This is a genomic window from Micromonospora sp. MP36 (genome assembly GCF_008119785.1).
Classification (GTDB): domain Bacteria; phylum Actinomycetota; class Actinomycetes; order Mycobacteriales; family Micromonosporaceae; genus Micromonospora.
Window position 1 is genome coordinate 195,367 of record NZ_VSFA01000002.1, and the last position, 19,344, is coordinate 214,710.

Consider the following 19,344-nt stretch of genomic DNA (forward strand, 5'->3'; position numbering starts at 1 on the left):
TCGCTAGGCCGGGGCCTGTCTTATTGGGTTGGATGAGTCAGTGCGCGGCGGGGAGTAGCGATCGCGCCGATTCGAGGTAGCGCCGGGCGGTCCGGGGCTTCCGGCCGATTGCCTCGGCTACCGCCTCGACAGTGATCGCGGGGTTTTCGGCGAGCAGGGCGCAGACCTTCTCGGTCGTCTTGTCTGGTAGGTCGGCCGGGTGCGAGGTGGTCCCGTCGGCCCACACGATCAGAAGCCGCTCGGACGCCTTGAAGCGGACCCCCCGCGTTCCGGCGCGGGTGGGCCGGACCTCGGCGATGGCGAGCCCGAGGAGGGCCCGGCGTTCGGCTTCTGGGAGATCGAAGAAGGCCGGGACGCTTTGGGCGAGATCCAGGAGAGGCGAAATATCAGCCTCGGGAACGGGGATGCGGGCGAGGGCGTCTTCGGCGGCTTTGACCTTCGCCCGCAGCTCGGGCATGACCTCGGCGGCGTCCTCTTCGGTGAACGTGCCGGCCGCGACCAGCCGACGCACCCGGGCGAGGTCGGCGCGGGCCTCGTCTAGGACATCCTGAGCCGCGTCTCGGGCCTCGATGTCGTCGTGAGCGACCCGGGCGGTCCAAGCATCCGCCACGGCCTCTAGAAGCGGGTCGCCCGGCTCCAGCGTGGCGAGCCTCCAGAGAAAGGCCAGCGAGACTGCCTCGTCGGTTTCCGCCATCGGAACGGTGAAGCCGTCGCAGGTTCGGCCGTTCCCGTAGCTGCCGCAGCGGTAGACCTTCCGGTCGGCGGCCCCGCTCTGCGCCGAGCGGCCATCGCAGTACGGGCAGCGAAGAGCATCGGCGAGGATCGTCGCTGAGCGGCGGTCGCCTCGGCTGACGAAGCGCCCGTGCTGGATCATGGTCGCCGACCTGTCGCCGATGGCGTGCAGGATGCGCGCTCGCTCGGCAGGCGTGATCACGCCCTCGCCCACGCTGACCGTCTGGCCGCGCTCGTCGCGGTACAGCTCGGCCGTGTGCCGCCATCGGCCGGAAGCCGTTCGCTTTCGGATGGACTGGAGACCCGCCCAGCCTGGCGAGCGGACGAGAGCCGCGACCGTGCCCACGCCCCAGGACTTGCCGCGCGGCGAGGGGATGCCGTCTTCGTTCAGGCCCTTCACGGTCGCCCAGATCGTCGACCCAGTCAGAAGCTCATCGGCGATCCGGCGAGCGGTCGGGTAGGTCTCGGGGTCGTGGGCGAGCTGGCCGTCTTCGATCCGCAGGCCAAACGGCGGGGGGCCGCCGAGCCAGCGGCCCTCGGCACGACGGAACTTCTTCGTACGACTGACCCGGCGCGACAGGTTCTCGACCTCTTCACGCGCGATCTCGGCGCGGATGATCAGCTCTAGCCGGCGGCGGGGGTCGCTGGTGTCAGTGCCGTCCGCCCCGACGATCCGTCGCGAGCCGTCGGCGTGCTCGTCCAGAAGCCGGCCGATCTCGACCGCGCCACGACGGTCAGCGCGGTCAAGCGACCAGGCGAGGAGCGTCCGGAAGCGGTCGCCGACCCGAAGCGATTCGAGCGCCTTTGTCCACTCGGGACGGGCCTTCATAGAGAAGCGGGACGCGCCGGTCCCTTCCCGCTCAACGAAGACATAGAGAACGACGAGACCGAGGCGGGCGGCCAGCTCGCGAAGCTCGGCTTCCTGCTCGGCGAGTGAACGGCCGTTGCGGGCGTCGCCTTCGGCGTTGCGGTGAGAGCGGCGCAGGTAGAGGGCGCAGCATCGGGACGGGTCGGGGACCTCGGCGGGTTGCATGCCGAGGACGCTAGCAACGAGTTAGTTAGACCGTAAGAGGCGTCCCGAAATCGAGCAGAACGATCTTGCCGCGCAGGTCGGCCAGGGTGATGGCCTTCCCGCCGGTGTTCAGCCAGCCCCGGCCACGCAGCTCAGGTGCCCGTACTCGTGCGCTCATGCGTTCAGTCTGCCGGACCGGGGGCCGCGATCCGGCCGGCACCCGGCGCGGGGTGGATCACATCCGGAACGGACGACGGCGGGGTCACGGACAATCCGTGACCCCGCCGTCGGGAACTGTTACTGACCGGCCGCGGCCGGCTTCAGGCAGAGCACCCGGTCCGCCCCGTCGCCGGGGAGCACCACGTGCGGCTGTGCCGGGTCGCCGCACTTCTCCTTGGCGTCGACCTTCGCGAGGACCTTGAAAGCGCCCTGCTCGCCGCAGTCGACGGCCGCCACGCCGTTGGTGCCGGCCTGCTTGACGCAGGAGCCCACGGCCGGGTTGAACGCAGCCGGCTCGTTGTCGCCGCCGAGCTTGCCGAGCAGCTTGAGCGTGCCGAGCGGGATGGCCAGGATCAGCACCGCCACGATGAGCACGACGGCCAGCACCCTGCCGTTGCGTACCTTTGGCGTGGGCGCCTCGGTCTGCGGCTCGGCCTCCGGCTTGAACGCGTCGAAGCGGCCCTGGTCCGGCTGGTTGGCCGGGCCCGGCTGCCAGGCTGGCGGCGCCTGCTGGGGCGGCGGCGGGAACGGGGGCGGGAAACCGCCCGGTCCCGGCTCGCCCATCGGCCCCGACCCGGGTACGGCGACCGCCGCGCGGCCGCCACCCGGCGCGCCGTACGGGTCGCCTGGGCCGCTGAACTGCCCGCCGTACGGGTCGTGCGAACCGCCGGGACCTCCAGGGGTGCCGCCGAACGGGTCGTGCTGACCGCCGGGGCCGCCGAACGGATCACTCGGGCCGGTGCCGCCGAACGGGTCGTGGTGACCGCCGGGGCCGCCGTACAGGTCCTGTGCGCCGCCGCTGTGCTCGTCGCTCTGCGGGTGCACCCCGTTGACGGGGCGGGTATTGCCGGACGGGTTGCTGAAGGACGGCATGCCGGGCGGGAACGGCGGCGGGCCGGCGGGCGAGGACGGCGGGCCGAACGGCACCGGGGGCGCCTCGGCGAAGCCGTTCGGGCGGTCCGGCTCGTCCGTCCGCGACTGCGGGCCGTGCTCGTCGAAGCGCGGGCCCGGCTCCGGGAAGTCGTCCGACCCCGGGGCGTCCTCCGGCTCCGGGCGGCTGGGCCGGCCGTACACCCGGGGCTGCGGGGCCGGTACGCCGCCGGTGTGCAGCGCCTGGTCGGCCGGGGGCGTCACCCGGCTGGCCACCGGCACCGAGGCGCTGGCGGAGACGTGGCCGCCCGCCTCCGGCGAGGTACGCGGGCCCGGGACCATCGGCCCGGCCGGCGACTGCGGATCGTTGTGCGGCGGCTCCGGTGCACCCCAGCCGCCCGACTGCTCCGGCTCGTACGGGTCCCGGTCGGCCGGGGCGAACTGCGCGGGCGGCAGGTAGTCGCCGGGTGGCGACGCGGCCAGCGCCGCACCCGGTACGCGCTGCTCCTGCGGCGGCAGCGGTACGGCGTTGGCCGGGGAGATGCCCGGGCCCGGGGCCGGCTGGTAGATCGGCGGCTCCCCGGGCTGGGTCTCGGTGGCCCGGCCCCACGCCTCACCCGGCGCCCACGGTTGGGCGTCCGGGATGGCCGGCTGCTCCGGGGTCCACGGAGCGGGGTTGTCCTGGTTGCCGCCCCAGGCGGACGGCGAGTCGGGGGGCGTGACCGAGGCGCTGGCCCGGGCCGGGGCCTCCGCCGACGGCCAGGCCCCGGAATCCGGCCGGTCGCCGGGCGTCGGGACGGCGGCGGAGCCCCAGCCGGGCTGCTGGCCGGCCTCGGCCGCCCGCCCCGCGGCCCAGCCGCCGGAGCGGTCCGGGTCGTCGTGGTGCGGGGTGGCCGCCCCGGTCTCCCAGCCGCCCGAGCGGACCGGGTCGTCCTGGGCCGGCCAGGCGTTGTCGGCCTGCGCCCCGGATACGGAGACCTTGGCGGCGGCGCGCGCGGCCGGCTCGGCGGGTGCCCAGGCGGGCGCGGCCTGCTCGCCCTGCTGGCCCCAGGCCGGCTGCTCCTCCTGCGGGGCCGCGCCCCAGCCACCCGAGCGGTTCGGGTCGTCGTGCTGCTGGGCGGCGGTCCCGGCGGCCCAGCCGCCGGCGCGGTCGTCCTGCGGGCCGGCCGCGGCGGGCCAGCCGTCCGAGCGTGCGGGGTCGTCGCCCTGCGGTCCGGTGGCCCATGCCTCGTGCGGCGGGGTGGCGGGCGCGGGGACCGAGGCGGCGCCGCGGGCGCCCCCGTCACCGGACTGCGCCCAGGCCGGCTGCTCGCCGTGCGTGCCGGCCGGCGGAGCGGCGGCCCAGGCGGGGCCGCCCGGCGTGGCCCCCCAGGCGGGTGGGCCCGGCTCGGCGGAAGCGCTCGACGGGCCGGCACCCCAGGCGGCCGGCGGCTGCTCCGTGGGCGGAGCCGGTGGGCCGGCGGCCCAGGCGGGCGCGCCCTGTTCCTGGGCTGCCCAGGCGGGTTGTGCGGGGCCACCCCAACCCTCAGCCGGCGGCGGCACCTGCGCGGTGGCTCGGCCGGCGGTCTGGCCGCCGGGTGGCGTCCAGGCGGGGGGCTGGTCGTCCGGCGCACCCCAGGCGGGGGCGGACGGGGCGGGGTGACCGGCTGGCGGGGGCGGGGCCCAGCCGAGGTCGGGAGCGCCGCGGTACCCGTTGTCCTGCTGCGCCGGGCGGTCGCCGTACGGCGCCGGTCCGCCGGCGCCCGACGACGTCTCGCCCGGCTCCTGGCCAGGGCGGTTCGGGGCCTCGGACGTCATGGGAACGCCTCCTCCATCACATGTCGGCCACCGATGCCGATCGGGACCGTCGGCACGGTTGCCGGCGTCGCCGGCAAGTACCGGCCGGGCGGGCTCCCCGCACCGTATCGGGTGGCCGCCGGGAGGCGCCCGGGGGGAGCACCGGTCGTCACTCACCGTGACCGGACTTTGTCGATCGGTTTCTGTCGGTGCGATCGGTCCGGCGGCGGGCGGGGTGGCGACCGAGCCCCACCGTACCGGGCGGTGCGGCGAGGTGGAATCCCGGTGTCAATCGACGTGAAACGCCGAAGACCCGCCCGGGTGACCGGGCGGGTCTTCGAACTGGAGGAGGTGAGGAAAGTAGTTGGAGCGTCAGCTCATGTGACGCTGGGCGATGGCGAGGAGCTCCTCGCGGACCGCGGGGGAGTTGGCGGAGCGCAGCGCCTGCTCGATGGCGCGGGCGCGGCGGTTGGCGTCGCGGCGGGTGCGGATTCGCTCGATCATGCTCATCTGGGTCTCTCCTCCTGGCTATTCGGTTGTCAGCCCCTTGATGTCTCTATTGAACCGCATAACGCCGCCAGCTTCCATCGATTATTAGGTGAGCTGAGCCACGTACCGAAGGATCGTAGGTTGGAGCCCATCCCGGGCCGATGATTTGGTCTCCCAACGGCAACGGCCGGTGTGCCGGGCGTTCACCCGTGGCACACCGGCCGTTGCCTGGTGCAGCGGACCATCAGGTCCAGGCGAGCAGCGCCGCCTCCGGATCGGCCAGGAAGTCCCCGATGTCGCGGAGGAACTTCGAGCCCAGCTCACCGTCGATGATCCGGTGATCGAAGGAGAGGCCCAGCGTGGTGACCAGGCGCGGCTTGACCTTGCCCTTGTGCACCCACGGCAGCTCCCGTACGGCGCCGAAGGCGAGGATCGCCGACTCGCCCGGGGGCAGGATCGGCGTACCGGTGTCGACGCCGAAGACGCCGACGTTGGTGATGGTCAGTGTGCCGCCGGACATGTCGGCCGGGGAGGTGCGGCCGGCCTTCGCCGTCTGCACCAGCTCGGTCAGCGCGTCCGCCAGCTCGCGCAGCGAGAGCCGGCCGGCGTCCTTGACGTTCGGCACGATCAGGCCGCGCTCGGTGGCCGCCGCGATGCCCAGGTTGACGTAGTCCTTCACCACGATCTCGTCGCCGGCCCAGGTCGAGTTGACCATCGGGTGGCGCTTGACCGCCAGCAGCACCGCCTTGGCGACCAGCAGCAGCGGCGAGATGCGGACCTCCCGCCACTCGCGCCGCTCGCGGAGCCGGTCCAGGGCCTTCATCGCGCGGGTCACGTCGACGGTCAGGAACTCGGTGACGTGCGGCGCGGTGAACGCCGAGCGGGACATGTTCTCCGCGGTGAGCTTGCGTACCCCCTTGACCGGGATGCGCTGCTCGCGGTCGGCGCCGAAGCTCGCGGCCGCCGGGGCCGCGGCCGCCAGCGGCTCGGCCGCCGCCGGGGCCGACGCCGCCCGCTGTACGTCCTCCCGGGTGATCGAGCCCAGCGGGCCCGAGCCGGTCAGCGCGGTCAGGTCGATGCCCAGGTCCTTGGCCAGCTTGCGCACCGGCGGCTTGGCCAGCACCGGGCCACCGGACCGGCCGGTGCCGTTGACCGCCGGCGCGGCCGGGGCGGCCGGCGCCGGAGCGACCGGCGCGGGCGTCTGCGCCACAGGCGCGGGCGCCGAGGCAGCCGGCGCGGGCCCGGCCTGGGCCGGGATGGCCCCCTTGCGCGGGCGCCGCTTGGCCGGCGCGTTCCGCGGGCCGTAGCCGACCAGCACGGCGGTACGCCCGCCCGGTGCCACTCCGCCGATCAGGCCCGGCTCGACCATGCCCTCCTCGGGCGCGATCTCGACGGCGGCCAGCGACGCCGCCGACGGGGTGGGCAGGCCGGCGGCCGGTGCCCCGGTCGTCGACTCCTCGATCGGCCCGGCGCCCGGGTCGGTGTCGATCGCGATGATCGGGGTGCCGACCTCGACGGTGGCGCCCTCCGGGTGGAAGATCGCCTGCACCTGGCCGGCCCACTTCGCCGGGATCTCGACCGCCGCCTTGGCGGTCTCCACCTCGACGATCGGCTGGTTCAGCTCGATGACGTCGCCCACCTTGACCAGCCAGGCGAGGATCTCGCCCTCGGTCAGGCCCTCACCCAGGTCGGGGAGGTTGAACTCCTTGATCCGCGACATGCCGCTCACCAGCCGAAGGTGCGGTCGACGGCGTCGAGCACCCGGTCGAGGTCGGGGAGGTACTCCTCCTCCACCCGGGCGGCCGGGTAGGGGGTGTCGAAGCCGGTGACCCGCAGCACCGGGGACTCCAGGGAGTAGAAGCACTCCTCGGTGATCCGGGCCGCGATCTCGGCGCCGAGGCCCAGGTTGCCCGGGGCCTCGTGGACGACCACGCACCGGCCGGTGCGCTTCACCGACTCGTACGCGGCGGTCAGGTCCAGCGGGGAGAGCGAGCGCAGGTCGATGACCTCCAGCTCCCGGCCGTCCTCGGCGGCGGCGGTGGCCGCGTCGAGGGCGGTCCGCACCATCGGGCCGTACGCCAGCACGGTGGCGTCGGTGCCCGGCCGGGCGACCCGGGCGGCGTGCAGCGGGTACGCGTCGGCCAGCGGGCCGTCCAGCTCGACCTGGCCCTTCTCCCAGTAGCGCCGCTTCGGCTCCAGGAAGACGATCGGGTCGTCCGAGGCGATCGCCTGCTGGATCATCGAGTACGCGTCCTGCGGGCTCGCGCAGGTCACCACCTTCAGGCCGGCGGTGTGCGCGAAGTACGCCTCGGGCGACTCCGAGTGGTGCTCGACCGCGCCGATGCCACCGCCGTACGGGATCCGGATGACCATCGGGATCCGGACCTTTCCCTGCGAGCGGTAGTGCATCTTCGCCACCTGCGACACGATCTGGTCGTACGCCGGGTAGACGAAGCCGTCGAACTGGATCTCGCAGACCGGGCGGAAGCCGCGGATGGCCAGGCCGACCGCGGTGCCGATGATGCCGGACTCGGCGAGCGGGGTGTCGATCACCCGCTGGTCGCCGAAGTCCTTCTGCAGGCCGTCGGTGATCCGGAAGACGCCGCCGAGCTTGCCGACGTCCTCGCCCATGATCACGACCTTCGGGTCGTGCTCCAGGGCCTTGCGCAGGCCGGCGTTGAGGGCCTTGCCGAGGGTGAGCGTCTCCGTGGCCATCAGTGCGCGCTCCCCTCGAACGACTCCAGGTACTTGGTGAACTGGGCCCGCTGCTCGTCGAGCTCCGGCGAGCCGTTGGGGTAGACGTGGTCGAACATGGTCACCGGCTCCGGGTTGGGCATGGCGAGCACCCGCTCGCGCAGGTGCACCGACTCGGCACGAGCCTGCTCGTCCACCTCGGCGAAGAACGACTCGTCGGCGAGCTGCTGCCTGGTCAGGAACGCCTTCATCCGGGCGATCGGGTCCTTGGCCTGCCAGGCCTCGACCTCGCTGGCGATTCGGTAGCGGGTCGGGTCGTCGGAGGTGGTGTGCGCCCCCATCCGGTAGGTGTAGGCCTCGATCAGGCTCGGGCCCTGGCCGTGCCGCGCGTTGTCCAGCGCGTGCCGCGTCACCGCGTACGACGCGAGCACGTCGTTGCCGTCCACCCGGACTCCGGGGAAGCCGAAGCCGCCCGCCCGCTGGTAGAGCGGGACGCGGGTCTGCCGCTCCAGCGGCTCGGAGATGGCGTACTGGTTGTTCTGGCAGAAGAAGACCAGCGGGGTGTTGAAGACGCTGGCCCAGACGAACGCCTCGTTGACGTCGCCCTGGCTGGTGGCGCCGTCACCGAAGTACGCGATCACCGCCTCGCCGTCGTCGCTGCCGGTCTTGCCGTCCATGGCGACACCCATGGCGTACCCGGTCGCGTGCAGGGTCTGCGCCCCGATGACGATCGTGTACATGTTGAACTTGAACTCGTTCGGGTCCCAGCCGCCCTGGTCGACGCCGCGGAACAGGCCGAGCGGCATGATCGGGTCGATGCCGCGGCAGTAGAGGACGCCGTGCTCCCGGTAGGTCGGGAAGGCCATGTCCTGTGCGCGCAGCGCGCGGCCGGAGCCGACCTGCGCCGCCTCCTGGCCCAGCAGGCTGGCCCAGAGGCCCAGCTCGCCCTGGCGCTGCAGCGCGGTGGCCTCGGCGTCGAGCTTGCGGACCAGCACGAGGTCGCGGTAGAGCCCGCGGTACTCCTCGTCGGTGAAGTCCACGCGGTACTCGGTCCCGTCCGGGCCGAGTGCGCTCTCGATCCGCTCGCCCTCGGGCGTGAGCAGCTGTACGAGTTCCGGCTCGCCTGCTACGGCGGCACGCTTGGAACGGGGTGCGGCCCGCCGGCCGCGGCTGGTGACCCCGGGGTCGCCCTTTGCCATCCGTCTCTCCCTGTCTGGTCTGCCGGCGCCGGGGGTGACCCGTGCCGCCGCACATCATGCGCCGCCCGGCTCGAGCCGGGCTGGTCCTGGCGGCCGCGCCTAGCCCCGGTGAGGGTTGCCGCGCGGCGTGAGCCGGGTCCGTGGAGGAACCCGACCCGGGAGCGCCGGCGCCGTTCCGCACCCGCCGCGAGGTGCGCGGAGGTGGCGGCTGCGTTGCCGTCGTGCCTGAATGATTGCAGAGGAGGTGAGTCGGCCCACAGTACGGCCTCCCCTGGCGGTGAAGTTCCGTCTGGTTCGCGACGCATGGGTTTTTTGTCGCGCAGAACCTGCACCGGGCGACGGACACGAGGTGTGTCGACACGCGGTGATGCCTGGTGAACTGAGTGTGGCTGGTCCAAGCTGACTGGTGTTTCTGGTGGGGCATTTGGTGGCCTTTTGTCCCCGCTTGGACGAGCGTGCCGCCGGGTCGACGTACGAGGAGTGGGTGGGTGTCCGAGCCAGCAGAGGGTCCCGGGGCTCCGCTCCTCGGGAGCCACCGGGCGGGATACCGCCGGGTGGTCGGAGCGCACCGCGCGCACGGCCTGGGCACCCCGAGCCGGGGCTACCTCTTCACCGTCGCGTTGCTCGCCGGCACCGCGTCCATGCCGATCCTGGCCGCGATCAGCGCCGGGTCGGCGACCGTGGGCAACAGCGCCCTTCCGGACAGCAGCACCGCGTTCATCCCGACCCCCTCGGTCGGCCCGGTGGTCATCCCGCTGCCCGAGGGCACCCAGCCCCCGGTCCTCCCCAGCCGGACGCCCGTGGCCGACGCCACCAGCCTGCCGGCGCACCCGGCCGGCACCCCGGCGCTGCGCGACGACAGCGACCTCGGCTCGCGCCGGCGGCCCCAGCCGGCCGCACCGAAACCGCCACCCACCCGGCCCACGCCGACCGTCTCGCCGCGCCCCTCGCCCTCGCCGTCGCCCTCCGACCCGGCCACGCCGGATCCGACACCGAGCCCCACGGCCGAGCCGACCAGCACCTTCTCCGGGCCGGCCACCGATCCACCGACCACCCCGAGCGCGGAGCCCAGCGCGACCACGACACCGGACGCCTCTCCGGCGCCGCCCACCGCGCCGCCCGAGGAGACGTCCCTGCCGAACCCCCGCCCCACCCCCGATCCGGGCCCGAGCACCACCGCACCGGCCGCCGACCAGAGCCCGTGCAGGGCGTAGCCGCGCGCATCGTGGGGCGGGCACGTCGGTGATCGGCCGGGCCCGACGTGGCTGATCGGTCGGGCCCGACGTGGCGGGAGCCGGGTCAGGCCGGGTCGTCGGTGAGGCGGTGCCGGTTCGCCTCGATCCAGGCGTCCAGGGCGGCCGGATCGTCGGGGTCGACACCATCCGCCATGAGCTGGGCGACCGCCGCAGTGGCGGGGCTGCGCCGCTCGCCGGTGCTGTAGAGCCGGGCGAACTCCGGGACCATCTCCTCGATCGCCTCGTCCGTCCGCCGGGCCGCCGCCGCCGGCAGGCCGCGCTGGCGGGCCGCGTACGCCGCCCAGCCGCGCAGCACCCGGGGCAGCATCGCCGCGTCGTCCATGTCCAGCACGGCCCGCCGGTGCACCCAGTCCAGCAGGAACAGCTCGGCCACCGCCGGGCTCCACCGCAGCGGGTCGGCGTCCGGGAAGCTGGCCGCGTGGTCGAGCAGCAGGCCCAGGCAGAAGTGCAGCGAGGCCAGCTCCGCGTCGGCCACCGCGTCCAGGCCGAACCGGGCGGCCTCCGGCGCGGCGAGGAAGGCCCGGACCAGCCGGGTCCGCTCCGCGTCCGTGGCCGGCGGGACGTCCCCGGCACCGGCTGTCCCGGCCCGGCCCGGCAGGACGGCCAACCGCGCGCCGACCAGCGCCCGGTCGGTGGCCAGGGAGCCCTGGGCGGGCAGTTCCCCGAGGTCGTCGGTGACCGCGAGGTGGCGGGTCACCTCCGCGTGCATCCGGGCCGGGTCCTCGGTGCGGAACCAGGTGAACTCGTCCTCGGTACAGATCTGCCGGGCCTGCTCGACGATCCGCCCGGCGGGACCGCCGACGAAGACGTCCTTGGTGATGCCGATGTTGTGGTCGACCAGGGCCACCAGGGCGTGCTCCGGGCCGCCCTCGGCGTCGTCGTAGGCGAAGGTGGCCAGGTAGGAGGTCTGGTCGCCGTACACGTCCCCGTACGCCCAGGTGCCGGTGAGGTGCACCCGCCCGAGCTGCCCGGCCCAGGCCGGGGAGTATGCGCCGGGGCGGATCCGGGCGGCGCCCTCGGCCTCCGGCACCAGCGTGGCGAAGACGGCGCGGATGGTGGTGGCGGCGGCGCTGCGGCGGCGGGACGTGGCGGCCAGGAAGCCGGCCACGAACTCGCGGACGGCGGCCTCCCGGTCGGTCTCGGCGACGGCGTAGACGCTGCCCAGCAGCGCGGCGCCGAGCATCTCCGCGTCGAGGGCGGAGTCGAGCCTCGTCACGTCGCGAGCGGCGTGCAGCACCGCCTCGTAGGGGGTCTGTGGCGTGGCCATGCATCGACCCTACGCCGGTCGGCCGCTCCGGGCACCGTCCAGCGCGCCCGGGCTCACCGTCGCGCGGCGTCCTCCAGTGCCTGCCGGGCCTCGGCGTAGCGGCCCAGCACCGCCCAGACCGGGTCCAGCACGTACTTCTCGCCGATCCGGCCCACCGAGATCAGCAGCCGCTCCTCGGCCCGCCGCCGGGCGCGTCCGGCAGCCCACCGGATCACCGGCCGGCTCAGCGCCGCCACCAGCAGCCCGGCGAGCAGGCCGCCGAGGAGCAGCACGGTCGGCCAGGGCACCTCGCCGAGCCTCGGAGGTTGCAGCGCCGGCAGGCCCAGCGCGCGCAGCGCGTAACCCAGCACCAGCCACCCCAGCCCGGCCAGCGCGGCGAGGGTGACCAGCCACTGCAGGCCGCCGACCACCCGCCACCAGGTCGGGCGCCGGGTCATCCCCAGGTCGGTGGCGGCCACCGCGTGGTCCAACGCGTCCGGCAGGTCGGCCAGGCGGGACCGGGCCGCCGTGGTCACCGCGGCCGGCCAGGGTGCCGGCAGGTCGGCGGCGGAGCGGTCCACCACCGCGCGGATGGCCAGGTTGAGCGCCGACCGCTGCGCGGCCGTGGCATCGGGTACGGAGGTCGCCGCGACAAGACTCTCCGCCGGCGCGTCGGGATCCCCGCCGGGCAGGTGCAGCCGGCGCAGCGGGTCCGGCCGGAGTCTCCGCCAGCCGCGGACCAGCGGCCAGCCGGTCGCGCCCCCGGCCCGATGCCGGTACGCCGCCTCGACCGCCTCGGCCACGGTCGGCACGCCGGCCGCCCCGGCCAGCGCCGCGGTCAGCTCCTCAGCCGCCGGGCCGTCCGGGCCGGTACGCGGCGGCTCCGGCCCGACCAGCTCCGCCAGCCCGGCCACCACGGCGTCCACGTCGCCGGCCAGCCGGCGCAGGGCGGCCTGCCGTTCGGCGACCGTCTTCTCCAGTTCGGCGCGCAGCCCGTCCAGCCCGGCCGGGTCCACCGCCACGGTCGGCAGCAGCGGCACTCCGGCCAGCCCGTCGGCGTCGAGCAGCCGGCGCAGGTCGCCCAGCACCTTCGGCAGCTCGGCCGGGGGCAGCCGGTCGGCCTGGTTGAGCACGACCACGGTCACGTCCCGGTGCCGGTGGAACTCGCGCAGGTAGCTGGTGTGGATCACGCGGTCCGCGTACTTCTGCGGGTCGACCACCCAGACGACCAGGTCGACCAGGCCGAGCAGCCGGTCCACCTCCAGCCGGTGGGCGGGCTGCACCGAGTCGAAGTCGGGCAGGTCCAGCAGGACCAGCCCGTGCAGGGCCGACTCGTCGTCGCCGTCGAGGGCGCTCTCCCGGACGAACCGGTGCCGGGGCAGCACCCCGATCCAGTCGAGCAGCCGGGACGCGCCGTCCGGCGGCCCCCAGACGCAGGCGTGCGCCACCCCGGTGGTCGGCCGGCGTACGCCGACCGGCGAGAGGTCCAGCCGGGCGAGGGCGTTGAACAGGCTCGACTTGCCGCTGCCGGTCGCCCCGGCCAGGGCGACCACGGTGTGGTGCCCGGACAGGGCGAGCCGGGTGCCGGCCCGCTCGACCACGGTGTGCGCGGTGACCAGTTGGATGTCGGGCACCTGGCCGTCCACCGCCTGGAGGAAGCGCTGGACCGCCTGCAGGCGCGCGACCAGGACGTCCGGGTCGACCCGCTGGTCACCCCGGAACGCCTCGCGCATCCGATCGACGATGTTGCTCACCTCGGCCCACCTTCGTCTCCGGCCCGCCTGGCCACGCGGCGTCTCGCCCGGTCCCCGGCCCGGCCTCCCGTCGGCGTGGTCACCGGCGGCCATCCTGGTCGACGGCGGGCAGCACCGGCCCGTCTGTACGGGTCAGGCCGCTGCGGTGCCGGGCCTTCTCCACCTCGTTGGCGGCCCGGCGCAGGTCGGCACCGGTCTCGGCGGCCGGGCGGGCCGCCTCGGTGCGGGCGAGGAAGCGGGCCGCCTCCTCGGCCAGCAGCGTGCCGATCCGGTCGAGCAGGTCCTCCCGGGCCTTGGTCGCCAGGTTCCGGACCGCCTGGTCCCCGAAGATCGCCTGCAGCACCGCCTGCCCGGCGACCGCGGTGCCGGCGCCGGTGGCGACCTCCAGCCCGGTCGGGATGAAGGCGGTGGAGGCGAAGACCCCGATCATGACCGCCAGCCCGGTGGCGTTGACCGCGTACGCGGCGGTGCGGGCCACGAAGCGGCGGTCCCCGCCCTCGGTGCGGACCAGCTCCAGCACCCCGCGCTGCCAGTCGCGGACCAGCCGCTCGGCGCGCTCGGGCAGGTCGTCGGAGGCGCGGGCGAGTTCCGGTTCGAGCAGCGCCGCCCCGGCCGGGTGCGCCTTCCACCCGGTGTACGCGTGCTCCGCCGCCTCGGCGGCCACCCCGCGCAGCAGCGTCACGAGCTGGGACTCGATGGCCGTCCGTAGCTCGGCGGCGGGGGCCGGACGCCCGGTGAACGCGCCGACCACCCGGTCGCGCAGTCCGCTGACCCGGGCTTCCAGGGTGCGGAAGAACTCGCCCGTGCCGACGAACTCCTGCCAGCGGGCCAACACCTCGCCGCGGAGCAGCCGGCCGTCCCGGAGCCCCTCCGCGACGGTCCGCTCCGCTCCCCGGTACGCCGCCCGTACCCGCTCGTCCAGCGCGTCGGCGGCGGCCACCTGCTCGTCGGCGGCGTCGGCCAGCCCGTCGACGGCGGGGTGCAGGGCGGCCAGCGCGCCGTCCAGGGTCTGCCGGACCACGGCGGAGCGGGCCTCGGCGTCCGCGGCGAGCCGGGCGAACCAGGCGCTCAGCGGGGCGGTGACCTTGTCGGGGAGTAGCCCCTGGCCGTCGACCCAGGTCTCGGGCAGCACGAAGAGCGGCGCGGCGCCCAGGTCCTGGGCGGCGAGCATCTCCGACAGGTGGGCGGCGATCTCGTCGGCCGCCTCCGGCGGCACCCGGTCGAGAACCATCGCGATCACCGTGCCCCGGGCCCGGGCGCTGCGCAGCAGCTCCCAGGGGACGGCGTCGGCGTAGCGGGCGGCGGTGGTGACGAAGAGCCAGAGGTCGGCGGCGGCCAGGAGTTGCCCGGCGAGCGCCCGGTTGGCGTCGACCACCGAGTCGATGTCGGGCGCGTCGAGGAAGGCCAGCCCGGCCGGGAGCGCGGGCGCGGTGACCAGGTGCAGGGTGCCCGGGTGCTCGCTCGGCTCGTTGGTCCTGGTCAGGCCCGGCAGCAGGTCGCCCCGGCGGAACCAGGCGGCGTCGGCCGGGTTGCAGACCAGCACCGGCGAGCGGGTGGTGGGCCGGAGCACCCCGGCGGCGCTCACCCGCGCCTGGACGAGGCTGTTGACCAGGGTCGACTTGCCGGCGCCGGTCGAGCCGCCGACCACCACCAGCAGCGGGGCGTCGAGGCGGGCGAGCCGGGGCAGCAGATAGTCGTCGAGCTGGTTGGTGAGGCCGGCGGCGGCGCGCCCGGCCGGCTCCGCCGAGGGCAGGGTGAGCGGAAACCGCGCCACCCCGATCGCGGCCCGCAGGCCGGCGAGCGCGGCGGGCAGGCCCTCCGCGCTGGTGGCGGGCCGGTCCTCCCCGGCGTCGGATCCGGAGCGGGCTGCGACGGCGGGCGCGCCGGAATGGGTGGCGGAATCGCCATGCGTCGTCACCGCTAAAGCGTGCCCGACCGACGCAAGGGAAGACAACCGGACGGTAATAACGGTCAGGTTGCGTCGGGTCGACTCAACCTCGACTTGCGGTTTGCCGGCCGCGTGGCACTATTGAGTCCGGTCCACTCAACTTGTGGTGCGGTCGCTGCGGGCGACCCGCCGGGCAGCTCGGGGGCAAGGCCCCTGACCTGCTCACCGTTACGAAGCGAGGAAGCGAACATGGCACGTGCGGTCGGCATCGACCTCGGCACGACGAACTCCTGCGTCAGCGTTCTCGAGGGCGGTGAGCCCACCGTCATCGCCAACGCTGAGGGCTCGCGGACGACCCCCTCGATCGTCGCGTTCGCCCGCAACGGGGAGGTGCTCGTCGGTGAGGTCGCCAAGCGCCAGGCGGTGACCAACCCCGACCGGACCATCCGCTCCGTCAAGCGGGAGATCGGCACCAACTGGACCGTCGACATCGACGGCAAGAAGTACACCCCGCAGGAGATCTCGGCCCGCACGCTGATGAAGCTGAAGCGGGACGCCGAGGCGTACCTGGGCGAGCAGATCACCGACGCGGTGATCACCGTCCCCGCGTACTTCAACGACGGGCAGCGCCAGGCCACCAAGGAGGCCGGTGAGATCGCCGGCTTCAACGTGCTGCGGATCGTGAACGAGCCGACTGCGGCTGCCCTGGCGTACGGGCTCGACAAGGGCTCCAAGGAGCAGACCGTCCTGGTCTTCGACCTGGGTGGCGGCACCTTCGACGTGTCGCTGCTGGAGCTGGCCGAGGGGGTCATCGAGGTCAAGTCGACCAGCGGTGACAACCACCTCGGTGGCGACGACTGGGACCAGCGGATCATCGACCACCTGGTGAAGACCTTCCGCGGCGAGCACGGCATCGACCTGTCCCAGGACAAGATGGCCATGCAGCGGCTCAAGGAGGCGGCCGAGAAGGCCAAGATCGAGCTGTCCGCCGCCACCACCAGCAACATCAACCTGCCGTACATCACCGCCGGCTCGGCCGGCCCGCTGCACCTCGACGTGACTCTGAGCCGCGCCGAGTTCCAGCGCATGACGCAGGACCTGCTGGACCGTTGCAAGGGCCCGTTCGAGCAGGCCGTGAAGGACGCCGGGATCAAGATCTCCGACGTCGACCACGTCATCCTGGTCGGCGGCTCGACCCGGATGCCGGCCGTGACCGACCTGGTCAAGCAGCTCACGGGCCGCGACCCGAACAAGGGCGTCAACCCGGACGAGGTCGTCGCCGTCGGCGCCGCCCTGCAGGCCGGTGTGCTCAAGGGCGAGGTCAAGGACGTCCTGCTGCTCGACGTGACCCCGCTGAGCCTGGGCATCGAGACCAAGGGCGGGATCTTCACCAAGCTCATCGAGCGCAACACCACCATCCCGACCAAGCGCTCCGAGGTCTTCACCACGGCGGACGACAACCAGCCGTCGGTGCTGATCCAGGTGTTCCAGGGCGAGCGGGAGATCGCGGCCTACAACAAGAAGCTCGGCACCTTCGAGCTGACCGGCCTCCCGCCGGCGCCGCGCGGCGTGCCGCAGATCGAGGTCACCTTCGACATCGACGCCAACGGCATCGTCAACGTGCACGCCAAGGACCTGGGCACCGGCAAGGAACAGAAGATGACGATCACCGGCGGCTCGTCGCTGCCGAAGGACGACATCGAGCGGATGCGCCGGGACGCCGAGGAGCACGCCGACGAGGACAAGCGGCGCCGCGACGAGGCGGAGACCCGCAACCTGGCCGAGGCGCTCCAGTGGCAGACCGAGAAGTTCCTCGCCGAGAGCGGCGACAAGCTGCCCAGCGAGAACCGGGACCAGCTCAACGAGGCCCTCGGCGAGCTGCGCAGTGCGCTCGGCGGCCAGGACATCGACAAGATCAAGGCGGCCCACGAGCGGCTGGCCCAGGTCTCCCAGCAGGCCGGTTCGCTGCTCTACTCGCAGCAGCAGGGCGAGCAGGGTGCGCCGGGCGCGGCCGGGCCGGGCGCCGGTGCGACGGGTGGCCCGCAGGCCGGTGGCGCGCAGGCCGGCGGCGCCGACGACGTGGTCGACGCGGAGATCGTGGACGAGGACAAGAAGTGACCTTTCCGTCCCGGACACGTACGCACGGCAGAAGGATGAGGTAGCCGCATGACGGAGAAGCCACGAGCGGCCGACCCGGGCTCCACCGGGTCGGCGCCGGGTGGCTCGGCGACCGCCGGGCAGGGCGCCGGCGACGAGCCGCGGATCGTCATCCGAGACAAGCGCAAGATTGGCAAGACCACCGAGCAGCCCGCGGCCGACGCTGCGGCCGCGGACGCCGCGGCCGACGCGCCCGCCGAAGGGCTGGTCGAGGAGACCGAGGTCGTGGTCGACGAGATCGAGACCGAGGCGCCGGTCTCCGGACCGCCGGTGGTCGACGCGCCGGCCGAGCCGACCGAGGAGGCCGAGGAGGTCGTCAAGGCGGGCGGCCCGCTCGGCGCCGAGCTGGAGGCGCTCCGGGCCGAGCTGGACGAGCGGACCAGGGACCTGCAGCGGGTGACGGCCGAGTACGCCAACTACCGCAAGCGGGTCGACCGGGACCGCAGCCTGGTCCAGGAGCAGGCGACCGGCTCGGTGCTGACCGCGCTGCTGCCGATCCTCGACGACCTGGACCGGGCCCGCGAGCACGGCGACCTGGTGGGCGGGTTCGGCTCGGTGGCCGAGCAGCTCATCACCACGCTGGGCAAGTTCGGCCTGACCGCGTTCGGCGAGCAGGGCGACCCGTTCGACCCGACCCGGCACGAGGCGGTGGCCCACCAGACCTCCGCCGACGTGACCGAGCCGACCTGCGTGCAGGTCATGCGCCGGGGCTACCAGCTCGGCGAGCGGCTGCTGCGGCCGGCCCTGGTCGCGGTCGCCGATCCGGAGTAGTGCCGACCCGTGACGTCCCGCCCGCCCGCACCGGGCGGGCGGGACGACCGGGGTACGTCCCGTGGAAGGGGGTGGACGGGTGAGTTCCAAGGACTGGATCGAGAAGGACTACTACGCCGCGCTGGGCGTGGAGAAGTCCGCCTCCTCAGACGAGATCAAGAAGTCGTACCGGAAGCTGGCCCGGGAGTCGCACCCGGACCACAACCCCGGTGACCCGAAGGCCGAGGAGCGGTTCAAGGCCGTCTCCGAGGCGTACGCCGTGCTCGGCGACGAGAAGAAGCGCCGCGAGTACGACGAGATGCGGTCGCTGTTCGGCTCCGGCGCGTTCCGCCGCAACGCCCGCGGCGGGGGCCAGCCGGGCGGCATGCCGTTCGACGTCTCCGACCTGTTCGGCGGGGCGGCCGGCGGCGCCGACACCCGGTTCGGTGGCGGCGGGTTCACCGACCTGTTCAGCTCGATCTTCTCGGGTGGCGGTGGCGGTGCGGCCCGCGCGCGCGGCCCGGCGCGTGGCCGGGACGTCGAGGCCGAGGTGGCGCTCGACTTCGAGGACGCCGTACGCGGCGTCACGCTGCCGCTGACGCTGCGCGCTCCCGGGGTCTGCGACACCTGCCACGGCAACGGCGCGAAGCCGGGCACCCAGCCGGTGGCCTGCCCGGTCTGCCACGGCGCCGGGGTGACCACCCGCAACCAGGGGTCGTTCAGCTTCTCCGAGCCGTGCCGCAACTGTCAGGGCGTCGGCACCATCGTCGAGGAGAAGTGCCCGGAGTGCCACGGCACGGGCGGGGTCACCAAGACCCGCACGCTGAACGTGCGCTTTCCCGCCGGGGTGGCCGACGGCCAGCGCATCCGGCTGGCCGGGCGGGGCGAACCCGGCGAGCGCGGCGGCCCGGCGGGTGACCTGTTCGTCCACGTGAAGGTCCGCCCGGACGAGCTGTTCGGGCGCACCGGGGACGACCTGACCCTGACCGTGCCGATCACGTTCGCGGAGGCGGTGCTCGGCACCGACCTGCGCGTACCGACCCTGGACGGGACGGTGACCCTGCGGGTGCCGCCGGGTACTCCGAGCGGGCGGGTGCTGCGGGCTCGGGGCAAGGGCGTCGTACGCAAGGACGGCCGCACCGGTGACCTGCTGGTCACCCTCGACGTGGTGGTCCCGGCGAAGGTGTCGGACGAGGCGCGGGCGGCGCTGGAGGCGTTCGCGGCACAGACCCCGCCGGCCGCGCGGGAACATCTCGACGCCCGGGTGCGTCGATTCAGTTGACCGGTCAAGGCAGCGGAGGT

14 protein-coding genes are annotated in these 19,344 nt (G+C 74.2%); 4 read left to right on the forward strand and 10 right to left on the reverse strand.

Annotated elements, in window-relative coordinates:
- Positions 1-37: 37 nt before the first annotated feature.
- The 7 genes from FXF52_RS04045 to pdhA form a co-directional block, all read right to left on the reverse strand.
- A complete protein-coding gene (locus FXF52_RS04045; protein WP_148793872.1) occupies positions 38-1,765 on the reverse strand; it encodes a recombinase family protein in 1,728 nt (575 codons plus the stop codon).
- Between the two features lie 25 nt (positions 1,766-1,790).
- The gene (locus FXF52_RS42850) at positions 1,791-1,922 is read right to left on the reverse strand and encodes a hypothetical protein (protein WP_255471726.1); all 132 of its coding nucleotides are present in this window, start codon (positions 1,920-1,922) and stop codon (positions 1,791-1,793) included.
- A 119-nt stretch (positions 1,923-2,041) separates the two neighbouring features.
- Entirely contained in the window at positions 2,042-4,630 is a 2,589-nt protein-coding gene (locus FXF52_RS04050; RefSeq protein ID WP_148793873.1) for a hypothetical protein, read from the reverse strand.
- A 351-nt stretch (positions 4,631-4,981) separates the two neighbouring features.
- Positions 4,982-5,119 (reverse strand): hypothetical protein, encoded by a 138-nt coding sequence (locus FXF52_RS41475; RefSeq protein ID WP_187413317.1) that lies wholly within the window; start codon positions 5,117-5,119, stop codon positions 4,982-4,984.
- A gap of 223 nt (positions 5,120-5,342) precedes the next feature.
- Positions 5,343-6,818 (reverse strand): dihydrolipoamide acetyltransferase family protein, encoded by a 1,476-nt coding sequence (locus FXF52_RS04055; protein WP_148794062.1) that lies wholly within the window; start codon positions 6,816-6,818, stop codon positions 5,343-5,345.
- A 5-nt stretch (positions 6,819-6,823) separates the two neighbouring features.
- Positions 6,824-7,813, reverse strand: a complete 990-nt coding sequence (locus tag FXF52_RS04060) for an alpha-ketoacid dehydrogenase subunit beta (protein ID WP_148793874.1) — start codon at positions 7,811-7,813, stop codon at positions 6,824-6,826.
- Positions 7,813-8,991 carry a pyruvate dehydrogenase (acetyl-transferring) E1 component subunit alpha gene (gene pdhA / locus FXF52_RS04065; RefSeq protein ID WP_148793875.1) on the reverse strand — a complete coding sequence of 393 codons (1,179 nt, stop codon included), beginning with the start codon at positions 8,989-8,991 and terminating at the stop codon, positions 7,813-7,815. Before pdhA ends, FXF52_RS04060 begins: the two co-directional genes overlap by 1 nt.
- Positions 8,992-9,479: 488 nt before the next feature.
- Between pdhA and FXF52_RS41480 the strand changes: the two genes are divergently transcribed.
- Entirely contained in the window at positions 9,480-10,205 is a 726-nt protein-coding gene (locus tag FXF52_RS41480; RefSeq protein ID WP_187413318.1) for a hypothetical protein, read from the forward strand.
- 85 nt (positions 10,206-10,290) lie between these two features.
- Here FXF52_RS41480 and FXF52_RS04075 read toward each other — a convergent pair whose 3' ends face one another.
- The 3 genes from FXF52_RS04075 to FXF52_RS04085 all read right to left on the reverse strand — a co-directional run bounded on the left by FXF52_RS04075 (position 10,291) and on the right by FXF52_RS04085 (position 15,165).
- Entirely contained in the window at positions 10,291-11,514 is a 1,224-nt protein-coding gene (locus tag FXF52_RS04075) for a hypothetical protein (RefSeq protein WP_148793877.1), read from the reverse strand.
- 53 nt (positions 11,515-11,567) lie between these two features.
- Complete coding sequence (locus FXF52_RS04080; RefSeq protein ID WP_187413328.1) at positions 11,568-13,226, reverse strand: GTPase; 1,659 nt, start codon at positions 13,224-13,226, stop codon at positions 11,568-11,570.
- Between the two features lie 100 nt (positions 13,227-13,326).
- Positions 13,327-15,165, reverse strand: a complete 1,839-nt coding sequence (locus tag FXF52_RS04085; RefSeq protein ID WP_148793879.1) for an ABC transporter — start codon at positions 15,163-15,165, stop codon at positions 13,327-13,329.
- Positions 15,166-15,384: 219 nt separating this feature from the next.
- On the opposite strand from FXF52_RS04085, the gene dnaK reads away from it, so the two are divergent.
- The 3 genes from dnaK to dnaJ all read left to right on the forward strand — a co-directional run bounded on the left by dnaK (position 15,385) and on the right by dnaJ (position 19,324).
- The gene (dnaK, locus tag FXF52_RS04090; RefSeq protein WP_148793880.1) at positions 15,385-17,253 is read left to right on the forward strand and encodes a molecular chaperone DnaK; all 1,869 of its coding nucleotides are present in this window, start codon (positions 15,385-15,387) and stop codon (positions 17,251-17,253) included.
- Positions 17,254-17,301: 48 nt separating this feature from the next.
- Positions 17,302-18,063, forward strand: coding sequence for a nucleotide exchange factor GrpE (gene grpE, locus FXF52_RS04095; RefSeq protein WP_148793881.1), 762 nt, complete (start codon positions 17,302-17,304; stop codon positions 18,061-18,063).
- Between the two features lie 79 nt (positions 18,064-18,142).
- Entirely contained in the window at positions 18,143-19,324 is a 1,182-nt protein-coding gene (dnaJ, locus tag FXF52_RS04100) for a molecular chaperone DnaJ (protein WP_148793882.1), read from the forward strand.
- The last annotated feature ends 20 nt before the right edge of the window (positions 19,325-19,344 follow it).